Below are 15,846 nucleotides of genomic sequence, written 5' to 3' on the forward strand. Positions count from 1 at the left end.
TCTCGGGTGCTTCGCACCGCGAATCCCGGAAGCCACTACCGAGGACCGGCGACCTGACTGTCGCAGTTGGCGGGACCGCTCCGGTCCTACTTGTGTACCGGGAGCGACACCCTTGGGGTGCCGCTCCCGGAGTCTTTCGTTATCGCCGGAGACCGAGCCGCTCGATGAGGGAGCGGTAGCGCTCGATGTCTTCCTTCATGACGTAGTTGAGCAGCCGGCGTCGCTGTCCCACGAGGAGCAGGAGGCCGCGACGGCTGTGGTGGTCGTGCTTGTGCATCTTCTGGTGCTCGGTCAGATGGTTGATCCGGTGCGTCAGAAGCGCGACCTGTACCTCGGGCGAACCAGTGTCGCCCTCATTGGTCGCGTATTCGGAGATGATCTGCTTCTTGGTCGCAGCGTCGAGCGACACGAGGCTCCTTTCGGGATCCATTGCGCGGCGCGCCAGGGCGGGTTCACCTGGGCACTCTTCATCCGCGGCCGGCTAACGGCAGTGGTCAGGCTATCAGCCTGACCTCCCCCGGCCCACTCAGCCGCGCCAGCAGGCGCTCCAGGGGGCCAGAAGCAGGGCGGAGGGGACATCTCGCGGCGGGTCACGAAGTGACCGCCGTGCGGGATGCTCAGCCCGTGGAAGGGGTCGCGCCGAGGATCTGGCGGACCCGTTCGACGTCGGCGGCCATCTGGGTGATCAAGGCCTCGACGGAGTCGAAGCGCTCCTGGCCGCGCACCCGGTCGACGAACTCCACCTCCACCCGGTGGCCGTACAGGTCGAGGTCGTCGCGATCCAGGACATAGGACTCGACCCGGCGTGGTTCGTGGCCGAACTGCGGGTTGGTGCCGACCGAGATCGCGGCCGGCATGACCGTGCGGCCCGGACGGCTCAGATCGTGCACGCACAGCCACCCTGCGTAGACGCCGTCGGCCGGCAGTGCCATCGCGGCGGCGCCCGGAACGTTGGCGGTCGGGAACCCCAGCTCCCGGCCGCGATGCGCACCCTCGACCACCACCCCGTCGAACCGGAAGGGGTGGCCGAGCAGCTCCCTGGCTCCCGCCACGTCGCCCTGGCCGAGCCGGTCGCGGACGGCGGTCGAGGAGACGGCGTTCACCGGAACCTCCTGCCGCACGCCGGACTGACCAGGGCCCGGGTTGGCTGCGGGGACCGGCGCCGGCGCCTCCCGGTGCAGGCCCTCCACCTCGAACCCGAGCTCGGCACCCATGTTCCGCAGGAGGTTGATGTCACCGACCGCCTTGTGCCCGAACCGGAAGTCGTCGCCGACCACGATCGCGACCGGGCGGAGGTTCCTGACGATCTCGCGTACGAAGTCCTCGGCGGTCTCACGGGACCGCTCCTTGTCGAACGGAACGACGACCACGGCGTCGGCGCCGTACTGCTCGAACAGCTCGACCCGGCGCTCGACCGTCGCGAGCAGCGGCGGGACGGCGTCCGGGCGGACGACCGAGGCAGGGTGTGGGTCGAAGGTGACGACGACGGTGAGCGCGCCCTTCTCCCGGGCGATCTCGACCGCCCGACCGAGCACTCGTTGGTGCCCGCGGTGCACGCCGTCGAACACGCCGATCGTGACGACCGTCGGTCCGGTTCCCCGCGCCACCTCGGTCAGGTCTCGCCAGCGTTGCATCCTGTCTCCGTCACATCTCGCTGCGATGCCCGCTTGTCGCGGTGCCGGTCGCGGGCGACGTCAACGCCGCCTCGTCAAGGGTGCCAGATGGGCCCGAGCCCAGGAGGCGGCTGGTCCCGGTGCGGGATCCCGCCCGATGCTCAGCTCGCGAAGACGGCGACCGGTCTGGCACCTTCGTCGGTGTCCTCATAGAGCGCGAGGAACGTGCCGTCTGGCCCGAAGACGCCAACCGGTCCGGACCCGACCGAGACGCCGGGCAGCTTCTGGCCGTACGCCACCAGCCGTGCGGTCGAGTCGTCGACCTCGAAGCGGGGGAACGTCTCCCGGGCGACCGCCGCGATGGGTACGAGGGTGAAGTCGCGCTCGAGGTCCTCCACCGTGTGGGCCTGGTCGAGACCGTAGGCGCCGACCCGGGTGCGCCGAAGCGCCGTGAGGTGTCCCCCGACCCCGAGGCCGGCGCCGAGGTCGCGGGCCAGCGCCCGGATGTAGGTTCCGCTGGAGCACTCGACGACGACGTCGAGGTCGACCACCTCGTCGCCACGGCGGACGTCGGTCAGCTCGAACCGCCTGACCACGACCTGACGGGCCGGCAGGTCGACCTCCTGGCCCTTCTGCACCTTCCGGTAGGCCCGCTCACCGCCGACCTTGACCGCCGACACCGAGGAAGGCACCTGCCACAGCTCGCCCGTGAGCGCCGCGACCCCGGCCTCGATGTCGGCCTGCGACACCTCGACCGCCGAGACCCGGTCGAGCACCTCACCCTCGGCGTCGTCGGTACGGGTCGAGACGCCCAGCCGGATCGTCCCCTCGTAGGTCTTCTCCGTCAGCGTCAGGAAGCCGAGCAGGCGCGTCGCCCGGTCGATCCCCAACACGAGCACGCCGGTCGCCATCGGGTCGAGCGTCCCGGCATGGCCCACCCGTCGGGTCCGGGCGAGCCGGCGTACCTTTCCCACGACGTCGTGGGAGGTCCATCCGGCGGGCTTGTCGACCACGACGATGCCGTCGAGCGCCACAGTTCACTCCTATCCGCGGATCACAGGTGCAGGGAGATCCGACGGCTATCGCGAGCCCGTGTCCAGGTCGTCGTTGTCGTCGTTGTCGTCGTCCGACTCGTCCTGGTCCTCGTCGAGGTCGTCCTCGAGGTCCTCGTCCTCGCGCGGGGTGCGGTAGGGATCGGCGTCTCCGGCGTGGGTCGCCTGCGCCGCCCGCCGGGCCACCTCCGCGTCGGAGTCACGGGCCGTGCGGAGCAGATCCTCGATGTGCTTGGCGTTCTCGGGTATGGCGTCGGGGACGAACGCCAGGCTCGGCGTGTGGCGCAACCCCAACTGGCGGCCGACCTCCGAACGCACCAGGCCCTTCGCGCTCTCCAGCGCGGCCGCCGTGCCCGTCTGGTCCTGGTCACCGCCGAGGACGGTGTAGAAGACCGTCGCCTCCCGGAGATCGCCGGTGAGGCGCGCCTCGGTGATCGTGACGAAACCGAGTCGCGGGTCCTTCACCCGACGCTCGAGCATCTCCGCGACGATCACGCGGATCCGGTCGGCGAGCTGGTTCACCCGTGTCTGGTTCATCGCGATCCTCTCCTCAGCCGGCAGCACCGTACCCGATTTGTCCCGCTGAGCACTGTCGCGGTGTCGGTGCGCTTGTGCCGCTCGGCTGTCACTCGTCTTGTCACTCTGCTGCCACTCGTCGTCACTCATCGTCGTTGGAGAAGAGTTGCCGGCGTACCTGCAGCAACTCCACCTCAGGCCGTTCGGCGAGCATCCGCTCCACCGCATCCAACACCTCGCGGCAGTGCGCACCTTCCCCGCTCACCACGGCAACTCCGATCTCCGCCCGACGGTAGAGGTCGTGGTGCCCCGTCTCGGCCACGGACAGGCTGAAGCGGCGCGCGATCTCGGCCACGATGGGCCGCACCACCGAACGCTTCTCCTTGAGGGAGTGCACGTCCCCGAGTCGGAGATCGGCACACAGGGATCCCGTGAACATCTGCGCTCTTTCTCGGGTCGTGTTCTCACCGCGGCCAGATGCCGGCGCCCGTACCGGGCCGCCGAGCCACCTGCCGCGTACTGGTCACGTGCGGCGTCACGGACGCCGACCGAGAGGTGCCCCGGGGTTCCCGCCCGAGCGGACCGCGAACGGTCCGTCGGACGGCAGCCTCCGGGGCACCATCTCTCGCGTCGATCAGCCGCGCGGCTTCTCCCGCATCTCGTAGGTCTCGACGATGTCGCCGACCTTCACATCGTTGAAGTTGTGCAAGGTCAGACCGCACTCGTAGCCCTCACGGACCTCGGTCGCGTCGTCCTTGAACCGCCGCAGCGATGCGATATCGGAGTTGTCGAGTACGACGGCGCCGTCCCGGAGCAACCGTGCCTTGGAGTTGCGTCGGATCGTTCCGCTGGTGACCAGACAGCCGGCGATGGTGCCGAACTTGCTGGAGCGGAAGACGTCGCGCACCTCGGCGGTGCCCAGTCGAGCCTCTTCGTACTCGGGCTTGAGCATGCCCTTGAGGGCAGCCTCCACCTCTTCGATGGCCTGGTAGATGACGGAGTAGTACCGGATCTCCACACCTTCACGGTCAGCCAACCGCTCCACCGACCGGCCCTGGGCGCGGACGTTGAAGCCGATGATGATCGCGTTGTCGATCGTCGCGAGGTTGACGTCGTTCTCGGTGACCGCACCCACACCACGGTGCAGGATGCGCAGATCGACCTCCTCGCCCACGTCGATCTTGGCGAGCGCGTCCTCGAGGGCTTCGACCGAACCCGACACGTCGCCCTTGATGACGAGGTTGAGGGCCTGGCGCTCCTCGAGCAGCTTCGACAGGTCGTCGAGGCTGACCCGCTTGGTGATTCGGGCGAACGACGCGTTGCGTACGGCCGCTTCCCGCCTCTCGGCGATCTGCCGTGCCATCCGGTCGTCGGCGACCACCATGAAGTTGTCACCGGCACGGGGTACGGCGGACAGACCGAGCGCGAGCACCGGCCGTGCCGGCGGCGCCTCGTCGACCTGCTGGCCGTTCTCGTCGAACATCGCCCGCACGCGACCGTAGGCCGGGCCAGCGATGATCGAGTCGCCGACCCGCAGCGTGCCGCGCTGCACGAGCACGGTCACCACCGGGCCGCGGCCCTTGTCGAGGTGAGCCTCGATCGCGAGCCCCTCAGCGTCCTGGTGCGGGTTGGCCCGCAGGTCCAGGGACGCGTCGGCGGTGAGGATGATCGCCTCGAGCAGACCCTCGATGTTGATCCGGGCCTTCGCGGAGATGTCGACGAACATCGTGTCGCCGCCGTACTCCTCCGGCACCAGGCCGTACTCGGTCAGCTGTCCACGCACCTTGGCCGGGTCGGCGTCGGGCACGTCGATCTTGTTGACCGCGACGACAACCGGGACGCCCGCCGCCTTGGCGTGGTTGAGCGCCTCGATGGTCTGCGGCATCACGCCGTCGTCGGCCGCCACCACGAGTACCGCGATGTCAGTCGAACGCGCACCACGGGCACGCATGGCCGTGAAGGCCTCGTGGCCCGGGGTGTCGATGAACGTGATCTTGCGCTCGGTGCCATCGACCTCGGTCTGGACCTGGTAGGCGCCGATGTGCTGGGTGATGCCACCGGCCTCGCCCGCCACGACGTCCTCGTTGCGGATCGCGTCGAGCAGCTTCGTCTTTCCGTGGTCGACGTGACCCATCACGGAGACGACCGGGGGCCTGGGCAGCAGCTCGCTGTCCTCGCCCTCGTCTTCACCGAACTCGATCGAGAAGGACTCGAGCAGCTCGCGGTCCTCGTCCTCGGGGGACACCACCTGGATGTCGTACTCGAGTTCGGCACCGAGCAGCTGCAGCGTCTCGTCGGTGACCGACTGCGTGGCGGTCACCATCTCGCCCAGGTGGAACATCACCTGGACGAGCGACGCCGCGTCCGCGCCGATCTTCTCGGCGAAGTCGGTGAGGCTGGCGCCACGCCGCAGCTGGACCGTCTGACCGCCGCCGCGCGGAACCCGCACGCCGCCGATCGACGGCGCCTGCATGTTGTCGAACTCTTGCCTCTTCTGCCGCTTGGACTTGCGTCCACGACGTGCCGGTCCACCCGGGCGCCCGAAGGCTCCCGCCGTGCCGCCACGACCACGGGCGCCGCCGCCACCACCGGGACGGCCGCCGAAGCCGCCACGCGGCGGAGCTCCCGCCGGAGCGCCAGCGCCGCCACCGCCGCCACCGCCGGGGCGGCCGCTGAAGCCACCGCCGCCACCGGGACGACCGCCACCGCGACCGCCGCCACCGGGCGCACCGGTGCGACCGCCAGGGCCACCCGTGCGCGCGCCGGGTCCACCGCCAGGACGGCCACCAGGACCACTCTGACGTGCGGGACGCGACGGCATCATGCCTGGGTTCGGACGGGGACCACCCGGACGCTCACCTGAGCCCTCGGGCCGCTGCGGCATCATCGCCGGGTTGGGACGCGGTGCGCCGGGCACGCCACCCTGGCCACCCTGGCCGCCCTCACGACGAGGACCGCCCCGCTCGGGACGCTCCGAGCGGCCGGGGCCGCGCATACCGGTGGTCGAGGTGAAGGGGTTGTTGCCCGGCCGGGGAGCACCAGGACGTGCGCCCGGACGCGGAGGACGTGCGCCGTCGCCACCCTGGCCGGCGCCACGGGGACGACCGGTCGAGGGAGCGCCAGGACCACCGGTGCCGGGGCGCGGTGGGCGCTGACCGGGCGGGGTGGGCCTGGGTGCCGACGGACCCGGACGGCCGGTGCCGCCGGTGGGTTCGGGCTGCCGGGGCGTCGCCGGCCGAGGCGGCCGCGGTGCCTCCGGGCGAGACCCCTCGGGACGCGGCGACTCCGAACGTGTCGGCTCCGACCGCGGGGTTTCCGGACGGGGGGTTTCCGGACGGGGTGCCTCGGTACGGGGGGTTTCCGGACGAGGCGCCTCGGTACGCGGCGTGGGCCGCGCTTCCGGACTGGGTGTAGGGGCGACCTCCGGCCGCGCGTCGCGGACCACCTCGGCGGCGGGGACCTGCGGCTTCGCAGGTGCCGGCCGGGGCGGCGCGGGCTTCGCGCCGGGGATCGGTGTTGGTTTGGGGGCAGGCTCAGCCGTCACGGAACCGGCGGATGCCTGCGGGGCCGGCGCGGCAGGCTTGCTGGCGGCCTTCTTGGCCGATCCTCTGCCGGCCTTGCCACCGGCTTCGGCCGCGAAGGACTCCTTGAGCTTGCGTACGACGGGCGCCTCGATGGTCGAGGACGCGGACCGAACGAATTCCCCCAGCTCCTGAAGCCTGGCCATCACGGCCTTGCTTTCGATGCCGAACTCCTTGGCGAGTTCATAGACCCGGACCTTTGCCACTGCTCTCCTTTGCCGGCCCGGGCCCCTCCTGGGTCCAGGCCGCTAGTACCTAGGCGTGCTCATTGCTCGGTTCTCATCGAGTGCTCATGAGCCGCTCGACCCACTTTCTTTGCTTGGGCACTGCCACTACTTCAGGCACTGCCGGTCTTCGGTGCGTTGCGGACCAGGGTTGTGTCACCTGTGCCCTGGTCGGTGCCGCCTGGATCCTGCTCCTCGACGTAGCGCCGAAGATCTGTGAGGTCGATCGGGGTTCGCGCACGCAGGGCGCGCGTGAACGCCCGTCGGCGCTCAGCGAGTCCGAGACACTCTCGCGTGGGATGCAGATGCGCCCCACGTCCCGGCGCGTGGCCGGAGACGTCCGCGACCAACCACGCCGTGGCTTCGTCGCGAGCGAGGACGACCCGGAGCAGGTCAGACTTTGCCGTACGTAGCCGACAACCGACACACGTCCGCACCACGTGCCGACGTGTGTGTGACTCCCGACCCGTACGACCCACCTCGTGAGAGTGTACCCAGACCGCCTGACTCGGCGGGCGCTGGATCTGTTCATCCGGATGACGGAACTGTGCCGTTTCGGGTGCTGATCCGGCGACCTGCCTGGTCACAGGCGACTCAGAAGTCTTCGTACCAGTTTGGGCACGTCCGGCGCGCGGCCGGGAAGTGTCCAGCATGCGGTTGGCCACGCCAGACACCCACACTCCCTCGGTTGGACAACAAACGGACAGGTCTGGGTCTTCCCGGCTGGTCCGGCTTCGTCCCGGCCGGGACGCGAGGCCGCTCCAGGCGGTCTGGCCGCCGCTACTCCTGCGGCGTCGGCTGCGAACCGACGTCGCTGCCGGCGTCCTGCGCCGCGGGCGTGTCGGACCCGCCCGGTTGGTCGGCCTCCGCCGCCGGAGCCGGCGCGGTGTCGGACCTGATGTCGATGCGCCAGCCGGTGAGGCGCGCCGCGAGGCGGGCGTTCTGGCCCTCCCTGCCGATCGCGAGCGAGAGCTGGTAGTCGGGAACGATCACCCGAGCCGACCGCGCCGCGGCGTCGACGACCTCCACCTGGCGTACCCGCGCGGGTGACAGCGCCTGCTTGACGTACTCGGCCGGGTCCTCCGACCAGTCGACGATGTCGATCTTCTCCCCGTGCAGCTCGTTCATCACGTTGCGCACGCGGCTACCGACCGGGCCGATGCACGCGCCCTTCGCGTTGACCGAGGAGTTGGTGGAGTAGACGGCCACCTTGGTGCGGTGACCCGCCTCCCGCGCGATGCCGGCGATCTCGACGGTGCCGTCGGCGATCTCGGGGACCTCCAGCGCAAAGAGCTTCTTGACGAGGTTGGGGTGGGTTCGGGACAGGGTGATCTGCGGGCCGCGGAACCCCTTGCGGACGGCCACCACGAAGCACTTGATGCGGTCGCCGTGGTTGTAACGCTCACCGGGGACCTGTTCCTGCGGCGGGAGCACCCCTTCGACCCGGCCGAGGCTGACGTAGACCAGCCGCGGGTCCTTGCCCTGCTGGATCACGCCGGAGACGATGTCGCCTTCCTTGCCGACGAACTCACCGAACATGTGGTCTTCCTCGGCGTCGCGCAGCCGCTGCAGGATGACCTGCTTGGCCGTCGTCGCCGCGATCCGACCGAATCCGGTGGGGGTGTCGTCCCACTCCCGGGAGGCGTTGCCCTCCTCGTCGAGTTCCCGCGCCAGGACCGTCACGTGGCCGGTACGCCGGTCGAGTTCGACCCGGGCGTGGGAGTGTGCGCCCTCCGTGCGCTGGTAGGCGATCAGCAGCGCCTGCTCGATCGCCTCGCAGACAGCCTCCAGGGGGATGTCCTTCTCGCGCTCGAGAGCGCGCAGGACCGCCATGTCGATGTCCATGGGCTTACCCCTTCTCGTCTGCGTCGTCGTCTGGGTGGGCTGCGTCGTCCGGGTCGTCCAGGTCGGGTCCGTCCGCGTCGTCCCCGTCGTCTTCGGCGTCCGCGTCGCCTTCGGCGTCCGCGTCGACTGGTGTGATCTTGCTGAACTCCACCTGGACCCGGGCCTTGGCGACGCCGGCGTAGTCGACCCGGTGCTGGACCCCGTCGGCGTCGAGGTCGACGCCACTCTCGTCGGCGGCGGTCACCCGGCCAAGGAGTTGGCTGCCGTCGAGCTGGACGATCTTGACGAGGCGCCCGATGTTGCGCCGCCAGTGCCGCGGCTCGGTGAGGGGCCGGTCGACCCCGCGGGAGGTCACCTCGAGGGTGTAGGAACCCGCGCCCATGACGTCGCTCGCGTCGAGGACCTTGGCCACGGCGCGGGACGTGTCGGCCAACTGGTCGAGGGTGACCCCGTCGTCGGCGTCCACGACGATCCGCAGGACCGTACGCCTGCCCGCGGGGGTGAGATCGACGGACTCCAGATCGAGGCCCGCATCGGCGAGAACCGGCGCGAGGAGGTCGGCCACCTGGTCACGAGCAGCAGAGCCGCTTGGCACGGGTGCCTCCCCTCTCTCCAGTTGTACGGACGGTGCTGGTGTCTGCCCAGAGCCGCGGTCCGGACCGGACCCTATCCTTTTGCCCAGGCCCGTGCCCGCCGCGGTCCCGGGACCGGCCCGCCACGAAACACTGGCGCGAACTGGTCCGGATGCGCGGCACGGCGTGGCCACCTTCGGCCCCGCCTCAGCGAGGTCAGAGTACCCGCCGCGGGAAATGCCCTTCAAACGGCGGCGCGGCGTGGCGGCCGGTCGGTGAACGACGGACCGCCGCGGTCTGGTCGAGGACCCGTTCGAGGGCGGGGCCGGAGCCTTCGGCAACCTGCGCCGGGTGACCGCGGCTCGTCCAAGCCGGGACGATTCCAGCGATCCCCCCGAAAGCCGTGGACGAATTCGCCGAGACCCAGAAGAGCCACGTATCACTCGTTGGAGTCGAACTCGCTCGGGTAACGTCCCGCACGTGAATGCGTCCACGAGCGGGCTGCCGCCGCTGCCCTTCGGCGGTGCACCGACCCGCCGCCGCGTCCTGCGGACAGCCCTCGGGCTCGGCGCGCTGAGCCTCCCGGCGGGCCTGCTCGCCGGCTGCACGGGCGACGACGAGCCCGGCGCGGCCGACGACGAGCGGATGCCGCGATCCACGCCGAGTCCGACGCCGACGCCCGACCCCGACCTTCCGCTGCTGTCCGCGGCGCTGGAGTCCGAGCGGGCACTCCTCGCGACCTACGCCGCGACGACCGCCCAGCACCCGGACCTGCGCGACCAACTCCGGGCCTACGTCCAACGACACGAGCAACACCTCGCCGCGCTCACCGCGATGACGCGCACCGCCGGGGCTCCGACCGCTCGCGTCGCGAGCAGCCCGACGCCGACGCAGACGCAGGTGCCGTCGTCTCCCGGCGAGGCCATGGCGGCCCTTCTCACCCTGGAGCGGGCCGCGACCACGGGCCGCCGCCGCGACACGCAGACGGTTCGCGGATCGGAGTACGCCCGGATCCTCGCCTCGATCGCGGCCTGCGAGGGGACCCATGTCACGGCGTTCGAAGGGGAGTCCTCGTGACGGCAGAAGGAGTGGCGGGCGGAGTTCGCGCCGAGACGAACGACGCGGGCAGGGAGGTCGCCGGACTGCAAGAGGCCCTTGCCGGAATCCACGCGGCGATCTGGGGCTACGGCGTCCTCACGCCCTACCTCGACGGTGACGCCCGCGCCCGCGGGCAGCGAAGCTACGACCTCTACCGGACGTTGCGCGAGCAGTTCAACTCGATGCTGCGCGCGCGGAAGGTGACCCCGATAGCCGCCGACGCGGGCTACGCCCTGCCGTTCCAGGTGACGGGCAACACCTCCGCGCGCAGGTTGGCCGTGCATCTCGAGGGCGGCTGCGCGGGAGTGTTCGCCGACCTGGTGGCGGCAGCGACCAGCGCGGAGACCCGGATGCTCGGCGCCAACCTGCTCCGGGACTGCTCGGAGCGCCGACTCGACTGGGACGCCGCGCCGCTGGCGTTCCCGGGTGTGGCCGAGAAGCACCCCGGAGCCACGCCGACCGCGACGGACCGACCCGCACCCGCCACCCCGTCGGACGGGTCCCGGTAGGGCCTGTCCGACGGAACCACGCGAGCTACGCGGCGTCGGCGCGCTCAGCCGCCCAGGTGAAGCCGGACGAGGGCGTAGAACGTGTGCGCGTCGACGATCTCCAGGGCCGCGTCGGGCACCCGCCCACGGACGGCGGCGACGATGTCGCGGTGCCAACTCGGCGTGGCCAGGATGGTCCTGATGCTGTGGAACTCTGGTTCGGGAGGCGGCCCCGCCAGGTCGCCGTCAAGCGCGGCTTGCAGGGCCTGGGACGCCGTGGCGACGTCGGCGCGTGGAAGGTCGGGGCCCATCCGGACGTACGGCGTCTGCCCGACCATGCCTTCCGGGTCGACCTTCTGCGCGGCGAACCCGTCGGGTGAGAAGTCGGCGTAGGCGCGCATCGTCGCCTCGTCCATGCCGGGTGCGTAGCCGTCGATCACGAACCCCGTCACGGTGAGGTCCCACCGACTGTAGTGCGGCCGGCAGTGTTCGCGCCACGCGTCCACCCCGGAGGGCAGCCCGGAGAACTCGCGCGGTTCGGCGAGCATTCCGGGGTTGATGTAGCCGGCACCGCTGTCGCCGGCGACGAACGTGTCGTTCGGGGTCGCCGTCCGACGGGCTCGCTCCAGCGCGACCGGGATCCGGGCGGCGAGGTTGGGGTTGAACGCCCAGTTGAGCGGGATGCTGCCCCGGCCGGGGTCGTCCCAGAGGTACGGCATCACCTGGTAGAGCCAGGCCGCGGAGTCGTAGTCACCGACGTAGAACGTGACGTACCTGCGCGGGACGAGCGTCCCGTCGGGGTCGACGTAGCCACGTGCCCGCAACTCCTCCACGTCGGGTCGCGGACGTTGCGGGTAGGTCCTGCGCAGCGGCGCGTGCCGCAGCACCGACGCGTTGGCCATCGCGTCGAGGTTCTCGGCGTCGGCGTCGAGGTAGGCGTTGAACGCCGAGGCGACCTGGACGAACCTCCACTCGGTCGCGACGGGCTCGTGGTGGCCGCCGGCGACGGTCGTGTATTTGTAACCCCAGGGGACGAATCCGTGGATGGGCACCATGCCGTGCCGAGCGCGCTCATAGGCGGCGTGCAGGATCTCCTCCAGCACGCGTTGGTCGGTCCCCGTCGGCTGCTCGGGGTCGTCGACCGGAGTCTCGTCGTCCCACGGCAGCAGGTCGAAGAAGAAGCCGCGGTTGCTGACGAGATAGTCGTGGTTGGTGAGCAGGCTCTGCTGCAACTTCCCCTGCGGGTCGGCCAGCCAGTGGGCGTCGAGGTAGTAGCCGAGGTCGGCGCTCGAACGCCCGGTCCGCAGATACCGCTCCACGGCCCACACGTAGGCGTCGCACTTCGCGCTACCGGTCGACTGGCGGCGGGTGCCGGGGATCGTGCCCGTCCCGGTGAACAGCGGAGTGCCGTCCTCGTGGACCAGGCGTACGACCGGCGGCAGACGCAGTGGTCCGGCGACACCGATGTAGGTGCGGTAGAGCGAACCGGGCGAGAGGTCGTGGCGAACGGCGACGAGATCCTGGGCGCCCGCCACGGTGGAGGCGACGTTGGAGGTGGCGGGGACGTTGCGGTCCCAGACGACGGCGCCCCGCAGCAGCGGCCGGAACGTCGACACCAGGTCGTCGAGGGTCTGGAGAACCCGCAGCGGCCGGTCGGCGAGGAAGCCGTCCTCGCCCCGGATCTCGCTGAGCCAGTAGTCGTCGACGTCGATGGATCCGAACTCGCTGTGGTCGACGAAGTGGACGTAGAGCCGGGGCAAGGAGCGGTTGACGATGCCCTGCAGGGTCGCCACGAAGTGCAGCTCGTCATAGGCCCGGGCCGCCTGCGCGGGCTGGGTCAGGTCGAGTCGGTAGAGGTGGGCCAGATCGTAGAAGTACAGCGGTTCGGTCGCCGCCCGCGCACCCGAGGGTTCCAGCGCGAACGCGCCGACGCCAGCCGCGAGCCCGCCCAGGAAACCGCGTCGGTCGATCTCGGCCATGGTTCCTCCCCCGTGTGGTGATCACCGCCATCGCCATGGCATCGCGTCACGGGTGGAGGGTCAACACCGCGGACCGCTTCCGGTAGGCCGACTCGGGCGCCGGTGCGTCGGTCCTCGCGTCAGGCACGCCACCGGTCGACGAGTGGGAGCAGGTCGGCCAGGCGCTCGACGACTGCGTCGGGCTCACCCAGGGTGTGGCCGAGCTGGCCCGCCGGGATCTGGCTGTGGGGAACGTGCACCGCCCGCATGCCCGCCGACCGCGCGCCGTGGATGTCGTCGAAGAGTCGGTCGCCGACGAAGACGCAGTGTCGTGGTTGTTCGACCCGCACCGCTCTCATCGCGGCGAGGAACGCCTCCGGATGTGGCTTGGTGTGGGCGATCTCGCTGGTGTAGACGGCGCCGTCGATCAGGTCGAGCAGGCCGTCCCTGCGGAAGACGAGCTCGTGATCGTCGCGGGGCCAGATCGTGTTGGAGAGCACGCCCACCCTGATCCCCCGCTCGCGCAGAGCGACCAACAGCGGACCGGCCTCGGGATCGCTTCGGGTGTGCGGCTCCCACCACGTCCGAAACGCCGCCACACCACGCAGATGGGCGGGTCCGGACGGCTCCAGGCCGGCGGCGCGGACGATCGTCTCGAACGTCGTCGCGAGCTGCTTGTCGCGGGCCAACCGCCACGCCTCGTCCTCGGCCGCGAGGAGCGCGGCGGCAACAGAGTCGTCGTGAGTGGGGTCGTAGGCCCGCGCGTAGCTGCGCCACTGGTCGTGCAGGTCGACCGTGTGCCAGGGGGTCAGCGTGCCGCCCCAGTCGAAGATCACCGCGTCCACCGTCATGGCCGTCATCCTGCCAAGCCGCACCGACACCCCTCGTCAACGAGGGCCTGCTCTGCCGACGCCACCCTGTCGACGCAACCCGGTCGACGCCACCCGGTGTGGGCCGGACGACGTGCGTCCACGCGCCTGCTCGCCCGGGGACCGGCGCCGCGGGCACGCCTGGCCGAATCCGGACCAGACACACCTCGACGCCGGTCGCTCTCGCCGCGTCACGCGTGTATCGGGCAGGTGAAAACGCCGAAACGAACACAGGCCGCTGCCGTTCACCCCTTGCCACGGCGACGTCGCGGCCTGTCGAATGTCGCAGGGCTCGGCTGAGAGGACTTTCGCATGTCGCTGTTCAGCAGTTCGCATGACGCATCCCGACGTTTCGGTCAGCACCTTCCTGGCCGGTTGCTCGCCTTCACCGTGACGGGTCTGCTCGTCGCCGCCGCGTGCTCTCCGGTGGGAGAGTCGCAGTCGGGCACCGACCCCGGAAAGCCCGCCGGGAACGCCGACGGGCCCACGCAGAGCGCCGAGCGTCCGCGCAACGTGGGCGAGACCGCCGATCCCGCGCAGGTCAAACAGGGCGGCGAGCTCACGATCGCCCTTTCCGCGGAGCCCGACCAACTCGACCCGACGCTGTCCCGATCTCTCTACAGCCGCTACGTCTTCGAGTCGACGTGCGAGAAGTTGTACGACGTCGACGCGGACGCGCGGGTCGTGCCCCAGCTCGCGACAGCGCTCCCGAGCGTCTCCGACGACGGAAAGACCGTCACCATCACCGTCCGGACCGGCATCAGGTTCGGGGACGGAACGCCGTTCGACGCCGCCGCGGTGAAGAAGTCGCTCGACCGCGACCTCACCCTGGACACCTCGGCCCGCAAGAGCGAACTCGGCCCGATCACGAAGGTCGACGCACCCGACGACAAGACGGTCGTCATCCACCTGGCGACGCCGTTCGCTCCCCTCACCGCGGCGCTCGCCGACCGGGCCGGCATGGTGATGAGCCCGGCCGCCCTCGACAAGCTCGGCGACAAGTTCTCCACCGCGCCCGTCTGTGTCGGCGCGTTCAAGGTGGTGAAGCGGGTGCCGCAGAACTCCATCGAGCTGGCCAAGGACCCCAACTACTACAACGCGGACAAGGTGCACCTGGACCGCATCGTCTACCGCATCATCACCGACGCGAGCATCCGGGCGGCCAACCTCCGCTCCGGTGACGCGCAGGTGGCCGACAGCGTCTCGACGCAGGACGTCGACGCCCTGTCCAAGGAGCAGGGCGTCACCCTGCTCGAGTCGGAGAGCCTCGGCTACCAGGGCCTGACGTTCAACCTCGGCAACGTCGACGGTGTGGGCGAGGATCCCAAGCCGATCGACCGGCCGAGCGCCAAGGATCCGCGCGTACGCAAGGCGTTCGAGTACGCCATCGACCGCGAGGCACTGGTGAAGACCATCTTCGCCAACATCTACTCCGTGGCCTGCTCGCCCATCTCCCCCGCCACCGAATACACCACGCCGCAGGCGCAGAAGTGCGCACCGCACGACCCGGAGAAGGCGAAGGAACTCCTCCAGCAGGCCGGGGTGAAGACGCCGTACCGCATCGAGATGCTCGCGTCCAACACTCCTGACTCCCTGCGGATCGCGCAGGCGATCCAGTCGATGGTGAAGTCCGGCGGCTTCGACCTGGTGATCTCGCCGGTCGAGTACTCCACCCTGCTGGACCAGCAGGACCGCGGCGACTTCGAACTGCTCGCGCTCGGCTGGTCCGGGCGGATCGACCCGGACGCCAACCTCACGAACTTCGTGGGTACGAAGGCCAGCCAGAACGTCGCGGGCTTCTCCGACCCGACCCTGGACGACCTGCTGACCCAGGCACGACAGGCACAGGACACCAAGGAACGCGCGGGCCTCTACGGCCAGGCGGTCGAGAAACTGCAGGAGCAGAACCCGCTGATCTACCTCTACCGCACCCGTAACCTCACCGGTGTCGCGGACGCGGTCAAGGGCGTTCAGGTCTTCCCCGACGGCGTTCTCCGGGTGTCCCGCGCCGGGTTGGCGAAGTGACGACC

Annotated in this window: 14 protein-coding genes; 3 read left to right on the top strand and 11 right to left on the bottom strand. The window is 70.3% G+C overall.

The genetic code is table 11. The annotated features are described in order from the left end of the window. Nucleotides 1-139: 139 nt before the first annotated feature. The 9 genes from rpsO to rimP form a co-directional block, all read right to left on the bottom strand. Nucleotides 140-409 (bottom strand): 30S ribosomal protein S15, encoded by a 270-nt coding sequence (rpsO, locus tag HEB94_RS38975; RefSeq protein WP_337918232.1) that lies wholly within the window; start codon nt 407-409, stop codon nt 140-142. Nucleotides 410-617: 208 nt separating this feature from the next. Next, nucleotides 618-1,634 carry a bifunctional riboflavin kinase/FAD synthetase gene (locus HEB94_RS38980; protein ID WP_192754481.1) on the bottom strand — a complete coding sequence of 339 codons (1,017 nt, stop codon included), beginning with the start codon at nt 1,632-1,634 and terminating at the stop codon, nt 618-620. Between the two features lie 140 nt (nt 1,635-1,774). After that, nucleotides 1,775-2,647: a tRNA pseudouridine(55) synthase TruB gene (truB, locus tag HEB94_RS38985; protein WP_192754482.1), complete on the bottom strand. Its 873-nt coding sequence runs from the start codon at nt 2,645-2,647 to the stop codon at nt 1,775-1,777. 45 nt (nt 2,648-2,692) lie between these two features. Beyond that, complete coding sequence (gene rbfA / locus HEB94_RS38990) at nt 2,693-3,202, bottom strand: 30S ribosome-binding factor RbfA (protein WP_192754483.1); 510 nt, start codon at nt 3,200-3,202, stop codon at nt 2,693-2,695. Nucleotides 3,203-3,323: 121 nt separating this feature from the next. Further along, nucleotides 3,324-3,620: a DUF503 domain-containing protein gene (locus tag HEB94_RS38995; protein ID WP_192754484.1), complete on the bottom strand. Its 297-nt coding sequence runs from the start codon at nt 3,618-3,620 to the stop codon at nt 3,324-3,326. A 195-nt stretch (nt 3,621-3,815) separates the two neighbouring features. Continuing rightward, nucleotides 3,816-6,968, bottom strand: coding sequence for a translation initiation factor IF-2 (infB, locus tag HEB94_RS39000; protein WP_192754485.1), 3,153 nt, complete (start codon nt 6,966-6,968; stop codon nt 3,816-3,818). A 131-nt stretch (nt 6,969-7,099) separates the two neighbouring features. After that, nucleotides 7,100-7,426 carry a YlxR family protein gene (locus HEB94_RS53910; RefSeq protein ID WP_337918233.1) on the bottom strand — a complete coding sequence of 109 codons (327 nt, stop codon included), beginning with the start codon at nt 7,424-7,426 and terminating at the stop codon, nt 7,100-7,102. 340 nt (nt 7,427-7,766) lie between these two features. After that, the gene (gene nusA, locus HEB94_RS39010; RefSeq protein ID WP_192754486.1) at nt 7,767-8,831 is read right to left on the bottom strand and encodes a transcription termination factor NusA; all 1,065 of its coding nucleotides are present in this window, start codon (nt 8,829-8,831) and stop codon (nt 7,767-7,769) included. Nucleotides 8,832-8,835: 4 nt separating this feature from the next. Beyond that, nucleotides 8,836-9,426 (bottom strand): ribosome maturation factor RimP, encoded by a 591-nt coding sequence (gene rimP / locus HEB94_RS39015; RefSeq protein WP_192754487.1) that lies wholly within the window; start codon nt 9,424-9,426, stop codon nt 8,836-8,838. 457 nt (nt 9,427-9,883) lie between these two features. On the opposite strand from rimP, the gene HEB94_RS39020 reads away from it, so the two are divergent. Both HEB94_RS39020 and HEB94_RS39025 read left to right on the top strand, forming a co-directional pair. Then, nucleotides 9,884-10,480: a ferritin-like domain-containing protein gene (locus HEB94_RS39020; protein WP_192754488.1), complete on the top strand. Its 597-nt coding sequence runs from the start codon at nt 9,884-9,886 to the stop codon at nt 10,478-10,480. Continuing rightward, nucleotides 10,477-11,010: a DUF4439 domain-containing protein gene (locus tag HEB94_RS39025; RefSeq protein ID WP_192754489.1), complete on the top strand. Its 534-nt coding sequence runs from the start codon at nt 10,477-10,479 to the stop codon at nt 11,008-11,010. Before HEB94_RS39020 ends, HEB94_RS39025 begins: the two co-directional genes overlap by 4 nt. A gap of 44 nt (nt 11,011-11,054) precedes the next feature. Here the strand turns inward: HEB94_RS39025 and HEB94_RS39030 are convergent, their stop codons facing one another. Beyond that, nucleotides 11,055-12,968 (bottom strand): GxGYxYP domain-containing protein, encoded by a 1,914-nt coding sequence (locus HEB94_RS39030; protein WP_192754490.1) that lies wholly within the window; start codon nt 12,966-12,968, stop codon nt 11,055-11,057. 119 nt (nt 12,969-13,087) lie between these two features. Continuing rightward, entirely contained in the window at nt 13,088-13,798 is a 711-nt protein-coding gene (locus tag HEB94_RS39035; protein ID WP_192754491.1) for an HAD family hydrolase, read from the bottom strand. A gap of 330 nt (nt 13,799-14,128) precedes the next feature. On the opposite strand from HEB94_RS39035, the gene HEB94_RS39040 reads away from it, so the two are divergent. Next, nucleotides 14,129-15,841, top strand: coding sequence for an ABC transporter substrate-binding protein (locus HEB94_RS39040; RefSeq protein ID WP_192754492.1), 1,713 nt, complete (start codon nt 14,129-14,131; stop codon nt 15,839-15,841). Nucleotides 15,842-15,846 lie beyond the last annotated feature (5 nt).

The sequence above is a fragment of the Actinopolymorpha pittospori genome (genome assembly GCF_014873875.1).
In the GTDB taxonomy this organism is placed as follows: domain Bacteria; phylum Actinomycetota; class Actinomycetes; order Propionibacteriales; family Actinopolymorphaceae; genus Actinopolymorpha; species Actinopolymorpha pittospori.

Coding starts and splice junctions, on each gene's coding strand:
- HEB94_RS39030 (WP_192754490.1), bottom strand. CDS start 12,968: ATGGCCGAGATCGACCGACGCGGTTTCCTGGGCGGGCTCGCGGCTGGC.
- HEB94_RS38995 (WP_192754484.1), bottom strand. CDS start 3,620: ATGTTCACGGGATCCCTGTGTGCCGATCTCCGACTCGGGGACGTGCAC.
- nusA (WP_192754486.1), bottom strand. CDS start 8,831: ATGGACATCGACATGGCGGTCCTGCGCGCTCTCGAGCGCGAGAAGGAC.
- HEB94_RS39040 (WP_192754492.1), top strand. CDS start 14,129: ATGTCGCTGTTCAGCAGTTCGCATGACGCATCCCGACGTTTCGGTCAG.
- rbfA (WP_192754483.1), bottom strand. CDS start 3,202: ATGAACCAGACACGGGTGAACCAGCTCGCCGACCGGATCCGCGTGATC.
- HEB94_RS39035 (WP_192754491.1), bottom strand. CDS start 13,798: ATGACGGTGGACGCGGTGATCTTCGACTGGGGCGGCACGCTGACCCCC.
- HEB94_RS38980 (WP_192754481.1), bottom strand. CDS start 1,634: ATGCAACGCTGGCGAGACCTGACCGAGGTGGCGCGGGGAACCGGACCG.